Origin of the sequence: Streptomyces sp. NBC_00878, from assembly GCF_026341515.1 — a bacterium.
GTDB lineage: Bacteria > Actinomycetota > Actinomycetes > Streptomycetales > Streptomycetaceae > Streptomyces.
Map to the genome: position 1 here is coordinate 1,281,673 of NZ_JAPEOK010000001.1, position 20,816 is coordinate 1,302,488.

The 20,816-nt window shown below is 71.4% G+C and carries 11 protein-coding genes; 8 read left to right on the top strand and 3 right to left on the bottom strand.

Features of this window, described 5'->3' with window-relative positions:
• The first annotated feature begins 24 nt into the window (after nt 1-24).
• The 5 genes from OHA11_RS05130 (at nt 25) to OHA11_RS05150 (ending at nt 9,127) form a co-directional block, all read left to right on the top strand.
• Nucleotides 25-717, top strand: a complete 693-nt coding sequence (locus tag OHA11_RS05130; protein WP_266492395.1) for a response regulator transcription factor — start codon at nt 25-27, stop codon at nt 715-717.
• Entirely contained in the window at nt 714-2,231 is a 1,518-nt protein-coding gene (locus tag OHA11_RS05135; protein WP_266492397.1) for a HAMP domain-containing sensor histidine kinase, read from the top strand. The genes OHA11_RS05130 and OHA11_RS05135 overlap by 4 nt, the downstream gene beginning before the upstream one ends.
• Nucleotides 2,228-4,183 carry a glycoside hydrolase family 9 protein gene (locus tag OHA11_RS05140; protein ID WP_266492399.1) on the top strand — a complete coding sequence of 652 codons (1,956 nt, stop codon included), beginning with the start codon at nt 2,228-2,230 and terminating at the stop codon, nt 4,181-4,183. Before OHA11_RS05135 ends, OHA11_RS05140 begins: the two co-directional genes overlap by 4 nt.
• Nucleotides 4,184-4,382: 199 nt before the next feature.
• Nucleotides 4,383-7,226, top strand: a complete 2,844-nt coding sequence (locus tag OHA11_RS05145) for an AAA family ATPase (RefSeq protein WP_266492402.1) — start codon at nt 4,383-4,385, stop codon at nt 7,224-7,226.
• 176 nt (nt 7,227-7,402) lie between these two features.
• Nucleotides 7,403-9,127 (top strand): AfsR/SARP family transcriptional regulator, encoded by a 1,725-nt coding sequence (locus tag OHA11_RS05150; protein WP_266492405.1) that lies wholly within the window; start codon nt 7,403-7,405, stop codon nt 9,125-9,127.
• Nucleotides 9,128-9,277: 150 nt separating this feature from the next.
• Here OHA11_RS05150 and OHA11_RS05155 read toward each other — a convergent pair whose 3' ends face one another.
• Nucleotides 9,278-12,067: an alpha-L-rhamnosidase gene (locus tag OHA11_RS05155; RefSeq protein WP_266492408.1), complete on the bottom strand. Its 2,790-nt coding sequence runs from the start codon at nt 12,065-12,067 to the stop codon at nt 9,278-9,280.
• A gap of 481 nt (nt 12,068-12,548) precedes the next feature.
• On the opposite strand from OHA11_RS05155, the gene OHA11_RS05160 reads away from it, so the two are divergent.
• The gene (locus OHA11_RS05160; protein WP_266492412.1) at nt 12,549-14,411 is read left to right on the top strand and encodes a glycoside hydrolase family 76 protein; all 1,863 of its coding nucleotides are present in this window, start codon (nt 12,549-12,551) and stop codon (nt 14,409-14,411) included.
• 10 nt (nt 14,412-14,421) lie between these two features.
• Here the strand turns inward: OHA11_RS05160 and OHA11_RS05165 are convergent, their stop codons facing one another.
• On the bottom strand, nt 14,422-14,709 hold the full coding sequence (locus tag OHA11_RS05165) for an Atu4866 domain-containing protein (RefSeq protein WP_266492415.1): 288 nt from the start codon (nt 14,707-14,709) through the stop codon (nt 14,422-14,424).
• Between the two features lie 256 nt (nt 14,710-14,965).
• Here OHA11_RS05165 and OHA11_RS05170 point away from each other — a divergent pair, with 256 nt between their 5' ends.
• Entirely contained in the window at nt 14,966-16,006 is a 1,041-nt protein-coding gene (locus OHA11_RS05170; protein ID WP_266492418.1) for a LacI family DNA-binding transcriptional regulator, read from the top strand.
• A 180-nt stretch (nt 16,007-16,186) separates the two neighbouring features.
• On the top strand, nt 16,187-18,334 hold the full coding sequence (locus tag OHA11_RS05175; RefSeq protein ID WP_323186522.1) for an RICIN domain-containing protein: 2,148 nt from the start codon (nt 16,187-16,189) through the stop codon (nt 18,332-18,334).
• 106 nt (nt 18,335-18,440) lie between these two features.
• Here OHA11_RS05175 and OHA11_RS05185 read toward each other — a convergent pair whose 3' ends face one another.
• Nucleotides 18,441-20,795 carry a glycoside hydrolase family 3 N-terminal domain-containing protein gene (locus OHA11_RS05185; RefSeq protein ID WP_266492421.1) on the bottom strand — a complete coding sequence of 785 codons (2,355 nt, stop codon included), beginning with the start codon at nt 20,793-20,795 and terminating at the stop codon, nt 18,441-18,443.
• Between the last annotated feature and the right edge of the window lie 21 nt (nt 20,796-20,816).

Here is a 20,816-nt window from a genome sequence, read left to right on the forward strand (position 1 = left end):
CCCACACCGTCTAAGCTCCGGGCCATGCGCGTATTGGTCTTGGAGGACGATCCCGAGCTGGGGCCCGTCGTCGCTGCTCAGCTGCGTGGTGCGGGGTTCGCGGTGGACCTCGCGCGGACGCTGGCCGAAGCGGATCTCAAGCTCTCCGTCAACAGCTACGACTGTGTCGTGGCCGACCGCTCGGTCCCGGACGGCGACTCCCTCACCCTGCTCGCCGGACACCGGCGGACAGGATCGGTGCTGCCCTTTCTGCTGCTGACCGCGCTGGACGCGGTGAGCGACCGGGTGGCCGGATTCGAGCACGGTGCGGACGACTACCTCGTCAAACCCTTCGCCTTCGCCGAACTGGTCGTACGGGTGCGTGCGCTGTGCCGCAGGGAGCAGACCACGCGGCCGCCGGTCCTGCGCGCGGGTGACCTGGAGGTCGATCTGCCACGGCGCCGAGTGTCCAGGGCCGGGGTGCTGCTGAGCCTGTCGGCCAAGGAGTTCGCGGTCCTTGAGCTGCTGATGCTGCGCGCGGGCGAGGTGGTGACGCGCACCGAGCTGATCGAGAGCTGCTGGGACGAGGCGAGCGAGCCGATGTCCAACGTGGTGGACGTCGTGATCGGCCAGCTGCGCCGACGGCTCGGGCCGCCCGATCCGATCGGGACGGTGCGCGGTGTCGGCTACCGGCTGGGCGGTGCCGATCAGGAGTCGGCCGCCGAGGCGCGGGCGTGAGCCGCCCCGGCGCGGTGCCCCCCAGGTCGCCCGCCGTGGCCCGGCTGCGGCGCACCCGTCGGCTGATGACGCTCCTGTTCGCCTCGGCGACGGCGGCCTGTCTCGTCGTCCTGGCCACCGTCGCCGTCCGCATCGATGCCGAATCCCGCCGGTCCGGTCTGGACCACGAGGTCGGCAGCCGCGCGGTCGGTCTGTCGCGGGCGGTCTGGTTCGACTCGGGGACGCTGCACCTGGAGCCGCTGCGCGAGGACGAACTCGCGCAGGGCTCGCAGGTGCTGGCCGTCCTCCAGGCGGCGCCGGGAAAGTCGCCGTCGCTTCGGAACGTGGTTCCCGCACGTTCGGCGCTGCCCGATCGGGACCGCCTCGACCGTCTCTGGCGGACCGTCCTGGAGGAACAGCAGACCGTCCTGGTCAGCGCCCCTTCCGCGAACGGCGGACGGCTGAGGTGGGGAGCGGCTCCGGTCTGGGACGGCGACCGGATCGGTGCCGCCGTGCTGGTCGGCACGGAACTGGCGCGCAGCGAACGCGATCACGGCGTCCTCGTGCGCTGGCTGGCGCTCGGCTGCACGGCTCTGGTCTGCTGCGCGGCGGCCGTCGGCCATCTGCTGTCCGGCCGGGCCATGCGTCCCGCCCTGCTCGCGCTGGAGCAGCAGGAACAGTTCCTGGCCGAGGCGGCGCACGAACTGCGTACGCCACTGGCGACGTTGCGGCTCGTGGTGGAGCGGGGCGGTTCCTCCGACGAGGCCCTACGGCTGGTGGACCGGCTGAGCCGACTGGTCACCGGGCTGCTCGCCAGGGCCCGCATGGAGGCCGGTGCGCAGCGGGCCGAGCTGGTGCCCCTGCGCCTCGACCAGCTGGTGGAGACCACTGTCGAGGAGCTGCCGGACCATGAGAACGTCACGGTGCGCTCCGAGCCGGTGGTGGTGCTCGGCGATCCCGACCTGCTGGCCCAGGCGGTCCGGAACCTGGTGGAGAACGCTCAACGGCACGGTGGCCCGGCCGGGTCACCGGTGGAGGTCACCGTCACCCCCGGCCTGGTCGCGGTCCGCGACCACGGATCGGGCGTGCCGGCGGCGGACCGGGAACGGGTCTTCACCCGGGGTGTCACCGGGAGTACCACCGGGGGTTCCGGAACAGGCTCGGGAACGGAAGCGGCCTGGGGAACGGGAGCGGCCGCTGGTACGGCAGCGGCCTCGGCTACCGGAACCGCCTCGGGAACGGGAGCCACCTCGGGTACGGCAGCGGCCTCGGGAACGGGACCGGCCGCTGGTACCGGAACCGCATCAGAAACGGGGGTCGCCCCGCGCCCCGTAGCCGCCCCCGGAACAGGAGCCACGCCCGGTACCGGTGCCGGGCTCGCCATCGTTCGTTGGGTCGCCGAGCTGCACCACGGCACCGCCCGGCTCGCGGACGCTCCCGGCGGCGGCCTGGTCGCCGAGCTTCGGCTGCCTCCGTATCCGGCCCACGCGTCCTCATCCTCATCTCATGAAGGCCCCGGCACCGTGGGCGCATGAACTATCTGCGCAAACCCCGGCTGCTGGTCGCCATCGCCGCGGGACTCGGCACCCTGCTCCTCACCGCGACCGTGCACGGCCTGCCCTTGGGCGACGACAACACGCCTGCCTCGACCAACGTTGCCATCCGGGTCGACCAGGTCGGCTATGTACGCGGCGAGGCGAAACGGGCCTATGTCATGGGGCCCTCGGCGGCCCTCGCGGGAGCGCGCTTCGAGGTCGTCGACGCCAAGAACAAAGTCGTCACGGCGGGACAGCTCGGAGCCGACATCGGCCGCTGGAACACCAAGTACCCCTCCGTGCGCACCGCCGACCTCTCCGCGCTGGACACCCCCGGCACCTACCGCATCGTCCTGACCGGGACCGCGGCCGGCCGCTCCCCCGCCTTCCGGATCGCCGGTGCCCGCGAGCTGATGACCCCGCTCGTCCAGGACAACGTCCGCTTCCTGCAGGCACAGCGCGACGGAGCCGACGTGCTTCCCGGTGACCTGGCGCACGGGCCCTCCCATCTGGCCGACAAGGACGCGACCGTCTACGCCGATCCGAACTACAACAAGGAGGGCACCGAGCTGCTCGACAAGCGGCTGACCCCGACCGGTGACCGGGCCGACGTCTCGGGCGGCTGGTTCGACGCGGGGGACTTCCTCAAGTTCACCGGCACCACCTCCTATTCGGTCGCCGAACTGCTGCTCGCGCAGCGCGACCTGCCGGACATGAAGGAACTGTCGGCCGAGGCTTCGCACGGGCTGGCCTGGATGGACAAGATGTGGGACGAGGACAGCAAGACCCTCTACGCCCAGGTCGGCATCGGCGCGGGCAACGAGGCCGTACGGACGGATCACGACGTGTGGCGGCTGCCCGAGGCCGACGACCGCCTCGACGTGTCCCCCGGCGACCCGGACTACACGATCAAGCACCGGCCGGTCTTCCGCGCGAACAACCCGGGCAAGCCGATCACCCCCAGTCTGGCGGGACGGGTGGCCGCGGTCTTCGCCCTCGCCGCACAGCGCGCGGCCGACACGGACCCGAAGGCGGCGCGGACCTGGCTGGACAAGGCCGCCGCCGTCTACGACCTGGCCGACACCAACCCGAACCCCGACGCGCTCTTCACGGCCTTCCCGAAGGCCTTCTATCCCGAGGACTCCTGGCAGGACGACCTGGAGTTCGCCGGCGCCGAACTGGCCCTGGCCGCACGGAAGCTCGGGGACAACCGGAAGGGCAAGTGGGCCGACGACGCGGCCCGCTGGGCCGGGGCCTATCTGCGCTCCGACGTCCAGGGCACCCTCGGCGTCGCGGATGTCAGCGCCCTGGCCCACGCCGACCTGGCCACCGTCCTGGACGGCACCCGGAGGAAGGGGATCGGGGCCGCCGAGCTCAACAAGGACCTGCGCCGCCAGTTGGAGGACGGGGTCGCCCGCGCCAAGCAGGACCCGTTCGGAGCCGGTGCCGTCTACGACGACTTCGACGCCGTACCGCACACCTTCGGGCTGGTGGCCACCGCCCGCCTCTACGCCAAGGCCACCGGAGACACCCGTTACGCGGCCTTCGCCGGTCGGCAGCGGGGCTGGGCCCTCGGCGCCAACCCCTGGGGAACCACCTTCATGATCGGCGCGGGCGAGGTCTACCCGCACTGCCCGGAACACCAGTTGGCCAACCTCCGGGGCAGCCTCGACGGCAAGGGCGCCATCCTGCGGGGAGCCGTGGTCAACGGCCCCAACGCCGCCTCGAAACTGGACGAGTTGAACAGCTTCCCGACCATGAAGAAGTGCACGGCCGCCCCGCCGACAGGGGCCTGGACCGACTTCGACGGCAAGGGCGCGCGGTACCTGGACGACGTGGGCGCCTGGCAGACCGTGGAACCCGCGCTGGACTTCACCACGACCGCGCTGCTGGCCTTCGCCCTGACCGCACGGTCCGACGCCGATGCCGATGCCAACACCGACGGCGAGTAGCCCGGACCCGCCCCCGCCGCGGCCCGTTGACGGCTTCTTTGCAGGTCGGACGCGGGCCGGCGGCGGGAGCCGACAGGACGTAGACGTGACCGTCGACGTGCCGTAGACGCGTGCCGGTCACGATCGACCCCGGGAGGAAGACGTGCGGGAGGCCATGTGCTCTCCCGCCGCCACACCACGCAGTACCCGGAGGAGACTTATGCAGGTCGCGGCCCCCGCAACGAGCCGCGGAGATGCCACCGCCGACAGCGGAAGGCTGTACGGCAGGGCGCGGGAGGTCGCCCTCCTCGACCACCTGGTGGCGGACTGCCGCGCCGGCCGCGGCCGGACCCTGCTCGTGCACGGCGAGCGGGGCATCGGCAAGAGCGCCCTGCTCGACCACGTACAGACCGCGTCGCGTGGGGTACGAGTGGTTCGGGTCAACGGTGTCGCGAGCGAGGGCGAGTTGTCCTTCGCCGCCGCGCAGCGGCTGTGTGCCCAGTTCCGGGAGAACCTTCCCGGACTCCCCGTTCCGCAGCGGGAGACCGTCGAGTCGATCCTCGGACTGCGTCCCGGTTCTCCCCCGGCCCGTCTCGACGCCGGCCTCGCCCTGCACGGTCTGCTGGCCTCCGCCGCCTGGCGGCATCCCGTGCTGTGCCTTCTCGACGACGCGCACCTGATGGACGCGGCCTCCCGCGAGTGCCTGACCGTGGCCGCTCGCCGCTGTGCCGGGGAGCGGCTGGCCTTCGTGTTCACGCTCCCCGCCACCGAACACCCCGGTGAGTTCGCCTCGTTCTCCGGCCTGGCTGTGACCGGTCTGTCGGACGAGGACGCGCAGGCGCTGCTGACCGAGCGCGTACACGTTCCGCTGGACGCGCGCATCCGCGAGCGCCTCGTGGCCGACGCCCATGGCAGCCCGCGCGCCCTGTTGTCGGTGGCGAGTTCGCTCTCACCGACCGAAATGGCCTTCGTCCGGCCGACGGAACCGGTGCGGCAGGGCCCTGACGCACCGGACGGGCAAGGTGCTGAATCACCGGACGGGCGGGGCGCCGACTCACCGGACCCCGGGACGCTCGCCGGCCTCGCGGACCTCAGCGCCCCGGCGCGCGAGGTACTGCTGGTGGCCGCGGCGGAACCGCTGGGGGATGCGGTGACCGTGCTGGAGACGGTGGAGAGTCTCCGTATCGAGCACAGCGCCGTGACCGAGGCCGAGTCGTCCGGCCTGGTCGAACTGAGTCCTCGCGTACGGTTCGCGCACCCTCTCGTACGTACGCGTCTGTACGCGGCGGCCGGCGTCACGCAGCGCAGGCGCGTGCACCGTGCTCTGGCGGGCGCGTGCGACCCGGTCCGCGCTCCGGAACAGCGCGCCTGGCATGAAGGGCAGGCGGCCGCCTCGTTCGACGAGTCGGTGGCGGCGCGGTTACAGGAAGCCGCGGAGCGGGCCTCCGGGGAACACGGGTCGATGACAACCGCGGCGCTGTGGGAGCTGTCGGCCGCGCTGACCGCGGACCGGCCGCGGCGGGCCGTGCGCCTGCTCGCGGGTGCCGTGGCCCGGCGCCGGACGGGAGGGCTTCGGCAGAGCCTGGATCTGCTCGCGCGCGTGCACACATCCGCGCTGCCCGATGCCCAGCGCGCGCGGGCCGATGTGCTGCGGGCGCGGACCCGGTACGACGTGTACCGCGACGCGGCCTCGGTACGCGCCCTGCGTACGACCGCCACCCAGATCCGTACCCGAAGCGCGGCGGAGGCTCGCGCCGCACTGCTGGAAGCGCTGGCCGCCGGCCTCTTCGCGGGCCGCTTCTGCCACCCCGACGAACTGGCCGAGATCGCCTGGACCGCGCACGACCTGCCGCCGTTGCAGGCTGACGCCCGCCCGCACGAGCTGTTACTGGAGGCAGCGACCACGCACATCTTGAAGGGCTTTTCCTCTGCTGTGGCGCCCGTGCGTCGCGCGGTTGACGCCTATCTCACGGCGCCCTCGGCGACGGACCTCGACAGCAACGGCAGCTGGCTGGTCTGCCAGGCGGCCATCGGCCTGTGGGACAGCGCCGCCTGGGAGACCCTGGCCGACCGGCGGGTCGCGGCGGCCAGGCGGCACTCCGTCGTATCCGCGTTGCCGCTGGGGCTCGTCCACCAGGCGCTGGTGTGCGTGCACGGCGGCCGGCTCACGGAAGCCCGGACCCGCGTCCGGGAGGCGGAGGGCATCTGCGAGGCGATCGGTGCCGCGCCCCTGCGACACGCCACGCTGGTCCTGGAGGCCTGGACCGGTCATGAGGAGCGCCTGGAAGCGCTGGTGAGGGCCGGCAGGCAGGACGCCCGGGCGCGGGAAGAAGGCAGGCTGCTGACCGTGGCGGACTACGCGCAGGCTCTGCTGTACAACTCGCTGGGCAGATACGGCGAGGCTTTCGAAGCGTGCACGACGTCGCCGAACCTCGACGAACCGGCCTTTCGGAACTGGCTCCTGCCCGAACTGGTGGAGGCCGCGGTGCGCACCCACCACCCGGAGGAGGCCGCGGCCGCGGCCACGCGGCTGGAGGAGTGCGCCCGGCTGACGGAGAGCGCATGGGCGCAGGGACTTCACCTGCGCGCTCAGGCCCTGCTGGCCGACGACTCCGACGCCGAGGACCTCTACCGCGGCTCGGCGCAGAAACTGGAGGCGGCGGGAGCCGTGCTGCAAGCGGGGCGCACCCGGCTGCTATGGGGCGAGTGGCAGCGCCGGACGGGCCGCACGACTCAGGCCCGGGTTCACCTCCAGACCGCGCACGACGTGTTCAGCCGGGTCGGCGCCCGCGCGTTCGCCGAGCGGTCCGCCGATGAACTCGCCGCCGCCGGCGCACGGCCTGCCCCGGCGCACCACGGCCCGCAGGCGGCGCTGACCGCACAGGAGCAGCGCATCGTACGGCGGGTCGCCCGGGGTGACACCTCCAAAGAGGTGGCAGCGGCGCTGTACCTGTCGCCACGGACGGTCGACGCGCATCTGCGCAGCATCTTCCGCAAACTCGGGATCTCCTCACGCCGGCAACTGCGCAACTCGGCGATCCCACCGCACGACGAGCGGCTTTGAGGCGGAGCGGAGTGGACCCGAGCGAGAGCGGACTCGAGCTGGAGCAGACACGAGCGAGCGCCGCACCGGCACTGTATCGTTGACGTGACAACATCTTGCCGGGTTCGCGGTGCGCGAACCACTCGGACGCGGATGGTGTCACCGACGAGCGGTACCAGGTGACAGCGAGGTTCGGCATGGAGGCAGCGCTCTCGCGAGACGTGCACTTCTCGCTGCTCGGACGGCTCAGGGCGGGCCGGGACGGCAGGGAGATCGATCTCGGCTCCCCGCAGCAACGGGCCGTGGCCGCCGCCCTGTTGCTGGCCCGTGGCAGGGGCGTGCGGATGAGCGATCTCGTGGACGCGGTCTGGGAGCGCCCGCCCAACTCCCCCAGCGCGGCGGTCCGTACGTACATCTGGCGCCTGAGACGTGCGCTGGAGCCGGGCCATGACGGGTCGTCAGGTCCGTGGCGGATCCTGCGGTCCACGGCTGGGGGCTACCTGCTGGACGTGGGCGACGACCGCGTGGACTGGCAGGTGTTCAAGCGGCGGATCGGCGAGGCCGGCGCGCTGCGGGCGGGCGGAGACACGGCGGCCGCCCGGCTGCTGTACGACAGCGCCCTGGCCATGTGGCGCGAAACGCCCCTGGCCGGGGTTCCGGGCCCGCTGGCGGACAGCGAACGGGCCGTGATGCAGGCCCGGCACCTCGACGTACTCGAAGCCCGGCTGGAGTCCCTGGTGGAGTCGGGGCACTGGTCGCGGGCGGCCGTCGAAGCCGCCGCGCTGGTCGAACAGCATCCGCTGCGTGAGGGACTTCACCAGTTGCTCATGCGGTCCCTGCTCCACACGGGTCGCCAGGCCGAGGCGCTGAACGCCTACGGCAGGATCCGTGGCCTGCTGGCCGAAGAGCTGGGCGTCGAACCGGGCGAAGGCCTGCGGTCACTGCACGCGGAGATCCTCCGGGGCGGCCGGCCCGCCGTCGTCGAGAGCACCCTCGGCAGCGCCGTCCACCGCGAGGCGCCCGTGCCGCGCCAGATCCCCCATGCCATCGCCGACTTCACCGGCCGGACCGACCAGACCGAACGGATCCGCGACGCCTTGCTCCGGCACTCCGCGGAGGCCGTGCCCATCGTCCTGGTCACCGGTATGGGGGGCGCCGGGAAGACGGCCCTGGTCATGCACAGCGTGCGGCCGACACTCCCGGCCTACACCGACGGCCAGTTGTACGCGGATCTCCGCGGCGCCGACGGCACCCCGGCCGGTACCGGCGGCGTCCTGTCCGCGTTCCTGCGCGCACTCGGCGAACCGGACGCCTCCCTCCCGGAAGACCTCCAGGAACGTGCCGCCCTGTACCGGAGTGTGCTGGCCCAGCGACGCGTGCTGATCGTGCTGGACAACGCCGCCGACATGGAGCAGGTGGCCCCGCTCCTGCCCGGCTCGCCCTCCTGCGCCGTCGCGATCACCAGCCGAAACTGCCTGGCGACCCTGCCGGTCGGTCTCCGTGTCACCCTCGGCGCCCTGCCCGCCGAGGAGGCCCTGGACCTGTTCACCCGGCTCGTGGGCAGCGCGCGCGTCATGGCGGAACCCGACGCCGCGCGGCAGGTCCTGACCGCCTGCGGCGGCCTGCCCCTGGCGGTACGCGTCATCGGCTCACAGCTGGCCGCCCGCCCCGAGTGGAGCATGGCGCAGCTCGCCGAACGCCTCGCCGACGCGCGACACCGCCTGTCCGACGCGGAGGCGGAGACGGCGAGCGCGGTCCCGGCGGCGCCGGAGGACACCGTACGGCGGACGCTGGAGCGGCTGGTCGATGCCGGGCTGCTGGAATCCCCGGCGGGGGACGACTACCGCCACCACGACCTGGTGGTCCTCGGAGACGCCCTCTCCTCGCTGGACCGAGCGGAACAGAAACGGCGGCGCTGGTAGCACCGGCAGCGGGCGCCGCGGACATCCTCCGGCATCCGGGGCACCCGGCCGATGCGGCACGAGCGGCGAAACGTCCGTCGGACGACTGACGACCTCGTACGCGGCCCACCGCGTACGAGGTCGTCAGGGTCCGTCCCGACCAGTCGCTCCTCAGGAGGTGAGGTAGCAGGCCTTCCGTACGCCTGGCAGCGGATCGGTGCCGAATGCCGCCTGCGTGCAACCGGTGCCGCCGGAGAAGGACTTGTACACGAAGCTGCCCCGTGCGCCGTAGGCGACGGTCTGCTGTCCGCTGAAGGAACACGTCCCGTCTTCGTCCGAGCAGGCCGCGGCGTAGCCGGCCGGGCCGCCGGTGGCGGTGTAGCAGGACTTCGACTCCCCGGGAATCGGGTCGCCGAACGTGGCGTCGGTGCACGCGGTGTCGCCGGTCGCCTTGACCGTGGCGAACGCGCCGAAGGCGCCGTACATCACCGGCTGTCCCGCGGCGGCCGAGCAAGTCCCGTTCTGGGACGCGCACTTCGTCCAGCCGCCGGCCGGGCCTCCGTCGGGCGGCAGGTAGCAGGACTTGGCGACGCCGTCGATGGGATCGCCGAACTGTGCGTTGGTGCAGGCGACGGAGCCCTTCGTGACCTGGTGGGCGAAGCTGCCGTTGGCGCCGTACGCCACGTCACGGTTGTAGCCGGGAATGGAGCAGTTGCTGCCCTCGGCGGCGCAGACGGTGTAGCCGGGCGGGCCGCCCGCGTCGGCGACGTAGCAGGACTTGACGAGATTCGACGCCGGATCGCCGCCGAAGGAGTCGTTGGAGCAGGCGGTGCTGCCGGTCACCGTCTTGTACGTGTACGTCCCGGCCCCGTAGGCCACCGCGCGGGTGCCGCTGAAGGAGCACGTACCGCCCTCGCCCGCGCACCGGGAGAAGCCCGCGCGCAGGGCGCCGGTACCCGGCTCGTTGGGCGCGCCGGGATTGCCCAGTCCCGTGGCGGTCACGGAGTAGCTGCCCGGGGCGACGCCCGTGAGGTAGACGTAGGTGTCGTCCTGGCTCCCGCCGGTGATGCCGGAGGTTGGCGTGAAGTTTCCGTTGCTCCAGACGACGTTGCCGTTCACGGACACCGAGACGTTGCCGCCGCCGAACTTCGGGACCCCGATGCGGCCGGTGGTACCGGACGGGCTGGTGAGGCGCGCCGCGTACGTGCCGGCGGCGGGGACACGGGACCAGGAGGCGTTGATGGCCCCCTGCGGCATGGTGATGCGGCCCTCGGCACTGGTCAGGTCACCGGGGTGCGGGACGAAGCGGTACGCGCCGGTCGCCGACTCCGGTGCCGTGCCCAGCACGTCGAAGGTGAGCGTGGAGGTGGGCGCGGAGGACCAGCCATGGGCCAGGCTCATGAACGAACCACCGTAGGCGAGGCCGCCATCGGCCTTGACGCCCTCCCAGAAGGTGCTCTTGGTGCCGATGTCGCTGTTCAGCATGTGGCCCCAGGTGCGGCGGATCTGCGCCAAGGCGCCGTAGTCGTCATTGGCGGTGAAGCGCGCGTTCAGCTCCATGCCGCCCACGAAGGGAGACACATTGCCGCCCCACTCGGGGGTCGTCGGGCCGTAGGTGCCCCAGCGCGTGCCGAGCCCCGCGATGATGCTCTTCGACTTCGCCGTGGAGTCGGTGAGCCCGTACCAGACGGCGAGCGAGTTGCCGTCCTGCGGATACAGCCCGCTGGTCGGGTTGTCCTTGTACATGCCCTTCGAGGCGTCCCACAGGCGGGAGTTGGCCGCGGTCTTGAGGGCGGCCGCCCGGCCGGCCCAGCTCGTGGCGAGCGCGCTGTCGCCCTTGACCGTGGCCAGGGTGACCCCGCCCCTGAGGGCCGCGTACAGCAGCGCGTTGGCCGAGATGTTCTCGCCGCCCTGGCCGGACCTGGCCCAGTCCTGGGTGGCGGTCACATTGAGGAGGTTGTTGCCGTTGATCTTGTTGATGATGAAGGCCATGGCGCGCTTGTAGTCGGCCCATTCGGAGTCCAGCCACGCCCGGTCGGCCGTGTACGTGTAGTACGTCGCCGTGCCCAGCAGCGTCCAGGTGTGGTAGGTGTCCGAGCCCTTGAGGTTGAACGGCGGTCCCGACCACGGGATTTCACCCTCGGCGGACATCGCGTTGTACATCGTGGAGAGCGCGTTGCGGGTCGAGGTGAGGTCGTTGGAGTACGCGTACTGCGTGGGTACGGCGATGCCCAGGTCGCCGGGCCACACCGTACGGTCGCGCTTGGCCCCGTCGACCAGGACGGAGTCGCCCACGCCGACGGTGGCACTGTTGTCCCACTCCGAGGACGGCGGGGGCCAGGCGCGGCCCTGGTTGGAGGCGATCGTGTTGAGCTGCACGGTGTACGCCCCGGCGTACCAGATGCGGTTGAGCAGTTCGTCGCTGGAGGAGAAGTAGTTGGCGTAGTCGGCCGGGTTGGCCTTCCCCGGCGCCGCGGTGAACGCGAGGCTGACGCCGTTGAGGTCCACCCAGCCCGAGCTGTCGAGGAAGACGGTGAGGTAGCGGAAACCGCCACGCTGTTTCGCGGTGGGCATCGTATACGTGCCGTTCGCGGAGGCCGTGGCGTAGAGCGCCCCGTCCTCGCCGTCGCGGCCGCTGCTCCGGTCGCTGTTGTTGCCCACGTACAGGGACGACTCACTGAAGGCCAGGCCGACCCGTTGGCCGCTGCTGCTGGTACTGCCGAACGACAACGTTGCCATTCCGGCGACCTCTTTGCCGAAGTCGAGCGTGATGGCCGACTGGGCGCCGGAGATCCGTGTCGGCTGTCCGCTGAGGACGTTCTGCGGGTTCGCGACGCTGCCGGCCGTGCGGTAGACGGCGGTCGGCTTGAGGGTGCGGGACGTCGGCGAGTAGTTCTCGGCGGCAAGCGCCGCTCGGGGTCTGCCCGCCGCGGTCGCCGACGTCGCCCCGGAGGCCGACATGGAGGTGGCCGCGGACGCGGGAGGCGATGCGCCAGAAGCCGGCGTGGGAGCCACGGCCAGCGCGGAGGCCGCGACCATGGCGAGGCCTAGTAGGCGCCCTGGACAGGGCATTCGCTTCAGCAAGGGACGGCGGCGGCGCATGAATACCTCCCGGATCAGTAGGGAAAGAGGCTGTCTGAATCGATTCAAAAAGATCGCCCACGAAGGCCTGGGATCGATGGGACAGTGAGTCTGCGAGGCGCCTCGCCGAAGTTGCACCGATGATGGGCGCCCGGTAATCGACTGTCAACCCATCGCGGCCCCCACGAACTCCACGGAAAAATCCGCGCGTTGGGGCATTGACAGGGCCACACCAAAACGATTCACTGCCACCGAGATAGGTATGGACCAGTGCTCGATTCCTGGCCGACTCAGCAGGGCTGTCGACCGACCGACGCGCCCGCCGACCGGCCTCCCCCCAGGTGAATCCGAGGCGAGTTCTATGACCTTGCGCAGCTTCGACATCGTTGTCAGACCCCGGCTCCTCAGCTTCCTGCTGGCGGCCGCTCTCGCGTGTGCGGTGCTGGTCCCGGCCGCGACGCCCGCGGCCGCCGCCACCCCGGTGTGCGTACTGGCCTGTGACACGCTGGATCCCTCGCAGGCCCGGCAGGAGAGCTTCCCGGTGCCGACCAAGAACCTCAGCGGCCGCCGCGTCCAGCTGCACGTCTCCGACGCGGACGACATGGCGTGGGCCAGCATCGACGACGGAGTGCCCGGCGACTCGGTGTGGCTGGACCGCTCCTGGGACGGCGGCGCCACCTGGGAAGGAGTGCTCGGCAAGGCGAGCGTCCCGAGCACGTGGACCGGCACCAGGACGCTGATGTACAACATCACCGACCCCCGCAACCACAAGCGCGGGCTGATCCGCGCCTGCGGCGACGCCGCCGCCGTCGGCTGTACGGACTGGGCCTACCCCACCGTCTGCGACACGCTGTGCGACGGCACCAGCGCGGGCCAGGCGGCCGGTGACGACCAGCCGGTGCCGTCGACCACGCTCTACGGCCGCAGGATCCGGCTGCACGTCGACCAGCAGAACTCCATGGCCTGGGCGAGCATCGAAACCGGCGGCGCCGGCGACGAGGTCTGGCTCGACCGCTCCTGGGACGGCGGCTCGACCTGGCCGGACGGCTCCTCACGCGGCCGCACCAGTACCCCGTCCGGAGCCACCGGCACCCGTACCGCCATGTACGCCACCCGCGACCCGCGCGGCCTCCTCTACGGCGGCGCGGTCCGCGCCTGCGGCCGCGAGGCGAGCCACAACGAGGGCAGCTGCACCGCGTGGGTCAGGCCCGCGCCGACCAGGGCGCGCGGGGCGGCGGACGCGCTCATGTCCTCGTACGACCCGTACAACGGCTGGTGGCCCAGCAGTTGGTGGAACTCGGCCGCCACCCTCACCTCCCTCATCGACTTCGCGAAGACCACCGGCAGGCACGACTACGACTGGGCCATCGCGCGCACCTTCGAGCAGAACAAGGGCGTCTTCCCCGCCGGTGTGCGCAGCACGGACGCGATCGAGGGCCACTTCATCAGCCGGTCCATCGACGACTCGGCCTGGTGGGCCATCGCGTGGCTCGACGCGTACGACTACACCGGCGACTCCCGCTATCTCAACGAGGCGGTCACCATCGCCAACTACGTCCACCAGTACTGGGACACGGGCACCTGCGGCGGTGGCGTGTGGTGGGACCGCGAGCGGACCTACAAGAACGCGGTGACGAACGGACAGTACCTCTGGCTGACCACGGCGCTGCACCAGCGGATCCCGGGCGACACGGTATGGCTCCAGCGGGCCAAGACGTCCGCCGCCTGGTACAAGTCGAGCGGGATGATCAACTCCTCGGGTCTGGTGAACGACGGGCTGAACTCGGCCTGCGCCAACAACGGCTCCACCGTGTGGAGTTACAACCAGGGACTGGCCATCGGCGGCTTCACCGAGCTGTCGAAGGTGACCGGGGACAGTTCGCTGCTGACCCTTGCGCGCACCCTGGCCGACGCCGCGATCAGCAGCACGGCGCTGACCCGCAGCGGCGTGCTCACCGAGTCCTGCGACATCGGCTCGGCGTCCTGCGACGACAACCAGAAGCAGTTCAAGGGCATCTTCATGCGGAACTTCGCCGAACTCACGAAGGTCACCGGTTCCAGCACCTACCGCGCCTACATCCAGAAACAGTCCGACACCCTGTGGGCCCAGGACCGCACCTCCGTCAACGCCCTCGGCCAACGCTGGGCGGGGACCAGCCCCAACCAGACCGACTGGCGCACGCAGGCCAGCGCACTGGGAGCGCTCACCGCAGCCGCCGGGTGACCGTCCGCTGTCAGGAAGGGGCGGCGTCCTCCCGGTACAGGACCAGGTGCTCGTGGAAGAGCACGCCGTCCCTGACGTCACCGGTGGCGGTGAAGCCGGTGTCGTCGACGTAGTCGATGTGGGTGCCGGTGACGGTGTAGTCGCCGGTGTAGGCGCTCGGCCGGTTGCCGCGGGCCTCGTCGTAGCGGCCGTTCGGGAGGAGTTCCTGGCGGATGTGGCCGTCAGCCGTCACCCACATACCGACGAAGGGGTGCGGCGCTGTGTTCGCATCTGTCTGTGCGTTCGCGTTCGTGTTCATGGCTCTACGGTCGCGGCCCGGCGCACGGGGAACCAGGTCACGCCTTTCTCAGGAGCCACGTTCCTGGGAGTCCGGCACCCACCCTCTGGGGAAAGGGTGGGTGCCGGGGAGCTGCTCCACGCACGCCTTCGCCGGAAGCCGTCGCGCCCCGGTCTTGCCTCTCCGCCCCGGGCCCCGTTACCTTGCGGCGAAGTTTCTGGCCAGCTACGCGGTGCGGTCCGGCGCATCGGTGTTCGGCGAGCGGAGCGGACATCGGGTGACAGGTCGAGACAAGGGCCGGCAGGAAGCGCAGCACGGTCTGCTGACGAGCATCGCCGCCGAGGCGGGGGTCTCGCTCAGCACCGTGTCCAAGGTGGTGCACCGGCGCCGGGACGTCGGCGCGGCGACGCGGGACCGGGTCGAGGACCTGCTGGCGCGGTACGGGTACGTCCGCCCGTGGGAGCGGGATCCCTCGACGCCCCGGCAGATCATCGTCGTCTTCCGGGACCTGTCCGGCCCGTACACGCTGGAGGTCGCCCGGGGCATCGTGGACGCGGCCGGTGAGCTGGGCATCGACGTGGTCACCGGGACGACGAGCCGACGGTCGATCTCCGAGTGGCTGGAGGAGTGCGTGGCACTCGGTGCGGCGGGGATCGTGATCGTGATCTCGATGCTGGCCGAGGAGGACCAGCGGCGGATCGTCGAGCAGCGGCTGCCGGTGGTACTGATCGACCCGCTGAGCGCGCCGTCGGAGGACATTCCCAGTATCGGGGTGACGAACTGGAGCGGCGCCCGGGAGGCGGTTCAGCATCTGCTGGGCCTCGGCCACACCCGGATCGGCATGGTCGCGGGCCGCTCGCACTCGCTGGCCGGAGCCGCCCGCGTGCACGGCTACCGGGCCGCGCTGGAGGAGGCCGGGGTCGTCTACGATCCGGCGATCGTCCGCTCGACCGACTTCGACTACGCGGAGGCGCTCGCCGCGAGCCTGCAGATCCTGCGTGCCGACGACCCGCCCACGGCGGTCTTCGCGGCCAGTGACGCGCAGGCGCTCGGCGTCCTGGAGGCGGCCCGGCAGCAGGGGCTCGCCGTGCCGGACGACCTGGCGGTCATGTCCTTCGACGACACGCTGGTGGCGGCCATGGCCTGTCCGCCGCTGAGCGCGGTGCGCCAGCCGTTCGAGGAGCTGGGGCGCGAGGCGACCCGGGTGCTCCTGGATCTCGCCCAGGGCCGGCCGCCCGCCTCCCCGCGCATCGAGCTGGCCACGGAACTCGTCCTGCGGACCTCGACGTCCGTTCGCCGCAGTGTCAAGAGCGCGTAACCCGCGCTCTGGCGAAACCCTTTCGCAATGTGCCGGTGACAGTACGGGGTCCCCTGCGAATACTGGCTTCCTGCTCCGCACCCTCTTTCCCCCTCTTTTTTGAGCGTGGTGCGCGATTCCCCCCGGGTGAAAGGAATGCCGTTGAGAAGAACATGGGCACGAAAGGCTCTCGCTTCGGCGATGGCCGTCGGCGTCAGCGTGGCATTCGCCCTCGTCTCCACGACGAGTGCGTCGGCGTACCAGCCGAGCCCCGCGAATTTGTATACGGCGGACAACCCCGCCGCGTGCAACAAGAACCCCTGCGTGCTCTATCCGAAGTCCGCCCAGCTGCCGAGCGGGCGTGTCGTGGCGACGTTCGAGAACAGTCAGACCGCTCCGGTGGGGCAGACGATGCCCATCTACAAGAGCGACGACGACGGCACGTCGTGGGCGAAACTGGCCGACGTCAAGGCGCCCGCCGCGCTGTCCAGCGACTCCCGGTACGCGAAGTACACGAGCAACTGGACCAACCCGTATCTCTACGTGCTCCCGCAGGACGTCGGAAGTCTCAGCGCCGGCACGCTGCTGCTGGCGAGCATCGTCTCGGGCGACGACTACTACTACAAGGAGCAGAAGGCCGCCAACCCCAACTGGACGCCGACCGGTGACGGCGACCGCAAGGACCTGGCACTCGCCCTGTACGCCAGTACGGACTCCGGCGCGACCTGGACCGTGAAGAACATCATCTCGGCCGGCGGCTGGCAGGGCGGCAGCGCGGGCAACGTCGGCCGTGTCTCGGCGGCCAACACCCACGCCCAGGTCGACCCCGTCTGGGAGCCGCACCTGCTCGCCCACAACGGCAGGCTCATCGCGTACTACTCCGACGAGAGCGACTTCACCGGCTACAACACGAGCACCGGCGCCCCGACCCTCGACCCGAACAACGACACGGCGACCGACTCCGGCGGCCAGGTCCTCCTCCACCGGACCTGGGACGGCAGCAGCACCTCCTGGAGCGACCCGGTCGTGGACGTCCCGGGCGCCACGGTGAACATGGGCAACGGCAAGACGGAGATAGGCGGCGGCCGTCCGGGCATGACGACGATCGCCCCGACGACCGACGGCAAGTGGCTTCTGACGTACGAGTACTGGGGCGGCGGCACCAATGTCCGCTACCGCATCTCCGACGACCCGCTGAAGTTCTTCTCGGCCCCGGACGCCGCGATCACCGCGCTGCCCGTGCCCTCGGGCGGAAGCACGCTGTCCACCGGCGGCAGCCCGGTCCTCCTCCCGATGCCGGACGGACGGATCGTCTACAACGCCTCAGGCAGCGGCGATGTCTGGGTGAACGAGTCCGGGCTGAGCAACGGCACCTGGAAGCAGTACAAGACGTCGATCGCGGGCGGCTACAGCCGCATGCTGCAGTACGTCGACGGCACGGGCCGCGTCCTCATCCTCCAGGCGTCCTGGAGCGGCGCCAGCGTCGGGCCCGTGAAGTACGCCGAGGTCGACCTCGGCCGCTCCGACGGCGCCTACTACCGTCTCGTCAACCGTCTGACCGGCCAGGTCCTCACCACGGCCGCCGGGAAGACGCAGGACGCGAGCCTCACCGGGAACACTCCCGACCTCGTCCTGGGCGCGTCGGACGCCACCGCCGACACACAGCGCTGGCACCTGACCGCCAAGGGCGGCGACGTGACGCTGCTCAACAAGGCCGGGGGCCGCTCGGTCTCGATCTGGACCGGCAGCGCGACGGCCGGGCAGAAGCTGGCCCAGTGGGTCGACGACGGGGCCACCGACAAGATGTGGACCCTCGTCCCGTCGACCACCGGGTACTCCAAGCTCCGCTCGGTCCGCAACACCAGCCTGTTCATGACCGGTTCGACCGCGGGCGGGTCCGTCACCGTGGCGTCGTCCACCAGCGACGGTTCGCAGGACTGGCAGCTGGTCCAGGACCCGCTGCCGACGGCCGCGTCCTTCACGCTGAAGGGCGCCAACTCCGGCCGCTGCCTCGACGTGCCGAACGGCGCGACGGGCGTCCAGGTCCAGATCTACGACTGCTCGGGCAACGCCAACCAGGCCATCACCCAGACCACGGCCGGCGAACTGCGCGTCTCCGGCAAGTGCCTCGCCGCCAACGGTGACGGCACCACCGCGGGCACCACGCTCATCCTCTGGGCCTGCAACGGGAAGGCCAGCCAGAAGTGGTGGTTCCGTCTCAACGGATCCGTCGTCAACCACTCCAACGGCCTGGCCCTCGACGTCACCAACTGGGGGACGGCCAACGGCTCGAAGGTGCAGCTGTGGACGCCCCTGGGCAACGCCACCCAGAAATGGAGCCGCGGTTAGTCACGTCACGGGAAAGGCGGCGCCACCGGATCCACCGGTGGCGCCGCCTTCTTGTCACGTCCGGAGAGGCGCACTCACTCCCCGTCGCATGCGGAAAGGGGCTCGCTCACTCCCGCTCGACGGTCACGGGCACGCCGTGATGCCGTACGACCGTCGCGTCCCGCTCCTCGCCGACGAGCCGGATGGCGTCCCGCACCGGTGTGTCCAGGCTGGAGGAGCCCGCGTGCAGCAGGATCTCGCCGGGCTCGACGATACGCCGACCCTCCAGGCCGGTGAAGGCCAGGCGGTCGGTGTGGACGTCGAAGCGGACCATGGCCCGTTCGCCGGGGGCGAGGTCGACCTTGGCGAAGCCGAGCAGGGCGCGCACCGGCCGGGTCACCTGGGCGACCGGGTCGACGGCGTACAGCTGGACGGTCTCGGCGCCCGCGACCGTCCCGGTGTTCCGTACCCGCGCGCGGACCGTGAACTCCCCGTCGGTCGGCACCTGTTCGCGGTCGACGGTCAGCAGGTCGATCTCGAAGTCGGTGTACGACAGCCCGTGGCCGAACGGGAACGCGGGCGTCGGGTCGAGGTTGGACAGGAAGCTCTGCCGGTCGGCGAGCGGCGGGTGGAGGTAGGTGTACGGCTGTCCCCCGGGCGAGTTGGGGATCTGCACGGGCAGCTTGCCGCTGAAGTTCGCCTTCCCGGCGAGGAGTTGGGCCACCGCCCGGCCGCCCTCCTCCCCCGGCAGGAAGACCTGTGCCATGGCCGCGGCGGCGGACGCGAACCGGCCCACCGCGTAGGGCCGACCGCTGCTGACGACCAGCACGACGGGCTTCCCGGCCGCCAGCACCGCCTCGACCAACTCCTCCTGAACGCCCGGCAGTCGGAGGTCCTCCACGTCGCAGCCCTCGCCCGAGGTGCCGATGCCGAACATGCCCGCCTTGTCGCCGACGACCAGGACCGTGAGGTCGGCGGCGGCCGAGGCCACCACCGCGGCCGGAATCCCGGAGCGGTCCTCGTCCCGGATCGGGCAGCCCTCGGCGAACTCCCAGTGCACGTCCGGGAGTTCCTCGGTGAGCGCGGTGCGCAGAGAGACGGCCTCGACACCGTTGCCGAGGTCGTCGCGCTCGGCGAGGACGTGGTTGGGGAAGCTGTAGCAGCCGAACATGGTGCGTACGTCGTCGGCGCACGGGCCGATCAGCGCGATCCGGCCGCCGGCCGGGAGGGGCAGGGTCCCGTCGTTGGACAGCAGGACCGCGCTCGACCGGGCCACCGCGAGGGCGAGCGCGCGGCCGGCCGCCTTGTCCAGGTCGAGTTCGCCCGCGCGCAGGGCGGCGGGTCGCGGGTCGAAGTCCGGGTCCAGGAGCCCGAGTTCGACCTTCTGCCGCAGCACGCGGCGTACGGCGCGGTCGACCAGGTCCTCGTCGACCGCGCCCTGTTCCACCGCGTGCACGAGGGCGTCGCCGAAGCCGCGCTGGTCGGGCAGTTCGACGTCCAGTCCGGCGCTCAGGGCGAGCACCCCGGCGTCGGGCAGGTCGGCGGCCACGCGGTGGGCGCTCACCAGGAAGGGCAGGGACCAGTAGTCGGAGACGACGGTGCCCTCGAACTCCCATGCGTCGCGGAGGACTTCGGTGAGCAGCCACCGGCTGGCGGCGGGAGCCTCGCCGTCGATCTCGGCGTACGAGTTCATGACCGAGCGGACACCCGCGGCGACGAGCCGTTCGAAGGGCGGCAGGATGACGTCGAAGAGTTCGCGGCGGCCGGCGTGGACGGGGGCGTGGTTGCGGCCGCCCATGGAGGCGGAGTACCCGGCGAAGTGCTTGAGGGTGGCGTACACACCCGCGCTCTGCAGACCGGTGACGTACGCCTCCCCCATCTCCCCCACCAGGTACGGGTCTTCGCCGTAGGTCTCCTCGCAGCGGCCCCAGCGGTAGTCGCGGATCACGTCGACGACCGGGGCGAGCCCCTGGTGGACGCCGGCCTCTGCCATGTCGGCGCCGATGGCCGCGCCGATCCGCCGGATCAGCTCCGGGTCGAAGGTGGCCGCCATACCGAGCGAGGTGGGGTAGATCGTCGCGCCGTACGCGGTGAAGCCGGTCAGGCACTCGTCGTGCGCCATGGCCGGGATGCCGAGCCTGCTCTGCTCGACGACCTGCCGCTGGCGCTCGGCCAGGGCCCGGGAGTGCTCCAGGGCGGGCCGGGGCAGGGTGCCGTACGGGCGGGTGAGCTGGCCGAGGCCGTGCCGGGCCGTCTCGGTGAGGTCGCCGACCCGGTCGAAGATGCTGGTGCCCGGGGCCACTTCCGGGCCGGCCGGTTCGACGTCCTCCCAGGCGCTGCTGAGCTGCGCGACCTTCTCCGGGAGGGTGAGCCGGGCGAGCAGAGCCTCCACCCGGTCGGGGGTCGGCAGGGTGGGGTCGGCCCAGGGCCGGTCGTCCTCTCCCTGGGGGATGCCGCCGTGGTCGGGCATGGTGGTCGTCATTCACGACTCCTCGGGGATTGC

Bases quoted from the DNA above. Each gene is read 5' to 3' on its own strand.
- OHA11_RS05130 (WP_266492395.1), top strand. From the start codon at position 25: ATGCGCGTATTGGTCTTGGAGGACGATCCCGAGCTGGGGCCCGTCGTC.
- OHA11_RS05140 (WP_266492399.1), top strand. From the start codon at position 2,228: ATGAACTATCTGCGCAAACCCCGGCTGCTGGTCGCCATCGCCGCGGGA.
- OHA11_RS05145 (WP_266492402.1), top strand. From the start codon at position 4,383: ATGCAGGTCGCGGCCCCCGCAACGAGCCGCGGAGATGCCACCGCCGAC.
- OHA11_RS05150 (WP_266492405.1), top strand. From the start codon at position 7,403: ATGGAGGCAGCGCTCTCGCGAGACGTGCACTTCTCGCTGCTCGGACGG.
- OHA11_RS05155 (WP_266492408.1), bottom strand. From the start codon at position 12,067: ATGTCGGCCTCCGGGGCGACGTCGGCGACCGCGGCGGGCAGACCCCGA.
- OHA11_RS05160 (WP_266492412.1), top strand. From the start codon at position 12,549: ATGACCTTGCGCAGCTTCGACATCGTTGTCAGACCCCGGCTCCTCAGC.
- OHA11_RS05165 (WP_266492415.1), bottom strand. From the start codon at position 14,709: ATGAACACGAACGCGAACGCACAGACAGATGCGAACACAGCGCCGCAC.
- OHA11_RS05175 (WP_323186522.1), top strand. From the start codon at position 16,187: ATGGCCGTCGGCGTCAGCGTGGCATTCGCCCTCGTCTCCACGACGAGT.
- OHA11_RS05185 (WP_266492421.1), bottom strand. From the start codon at position 20,795: ATGACGACCACCATGCCCGACCACGGCGGCATCCCCCAGGGAGAGGAC.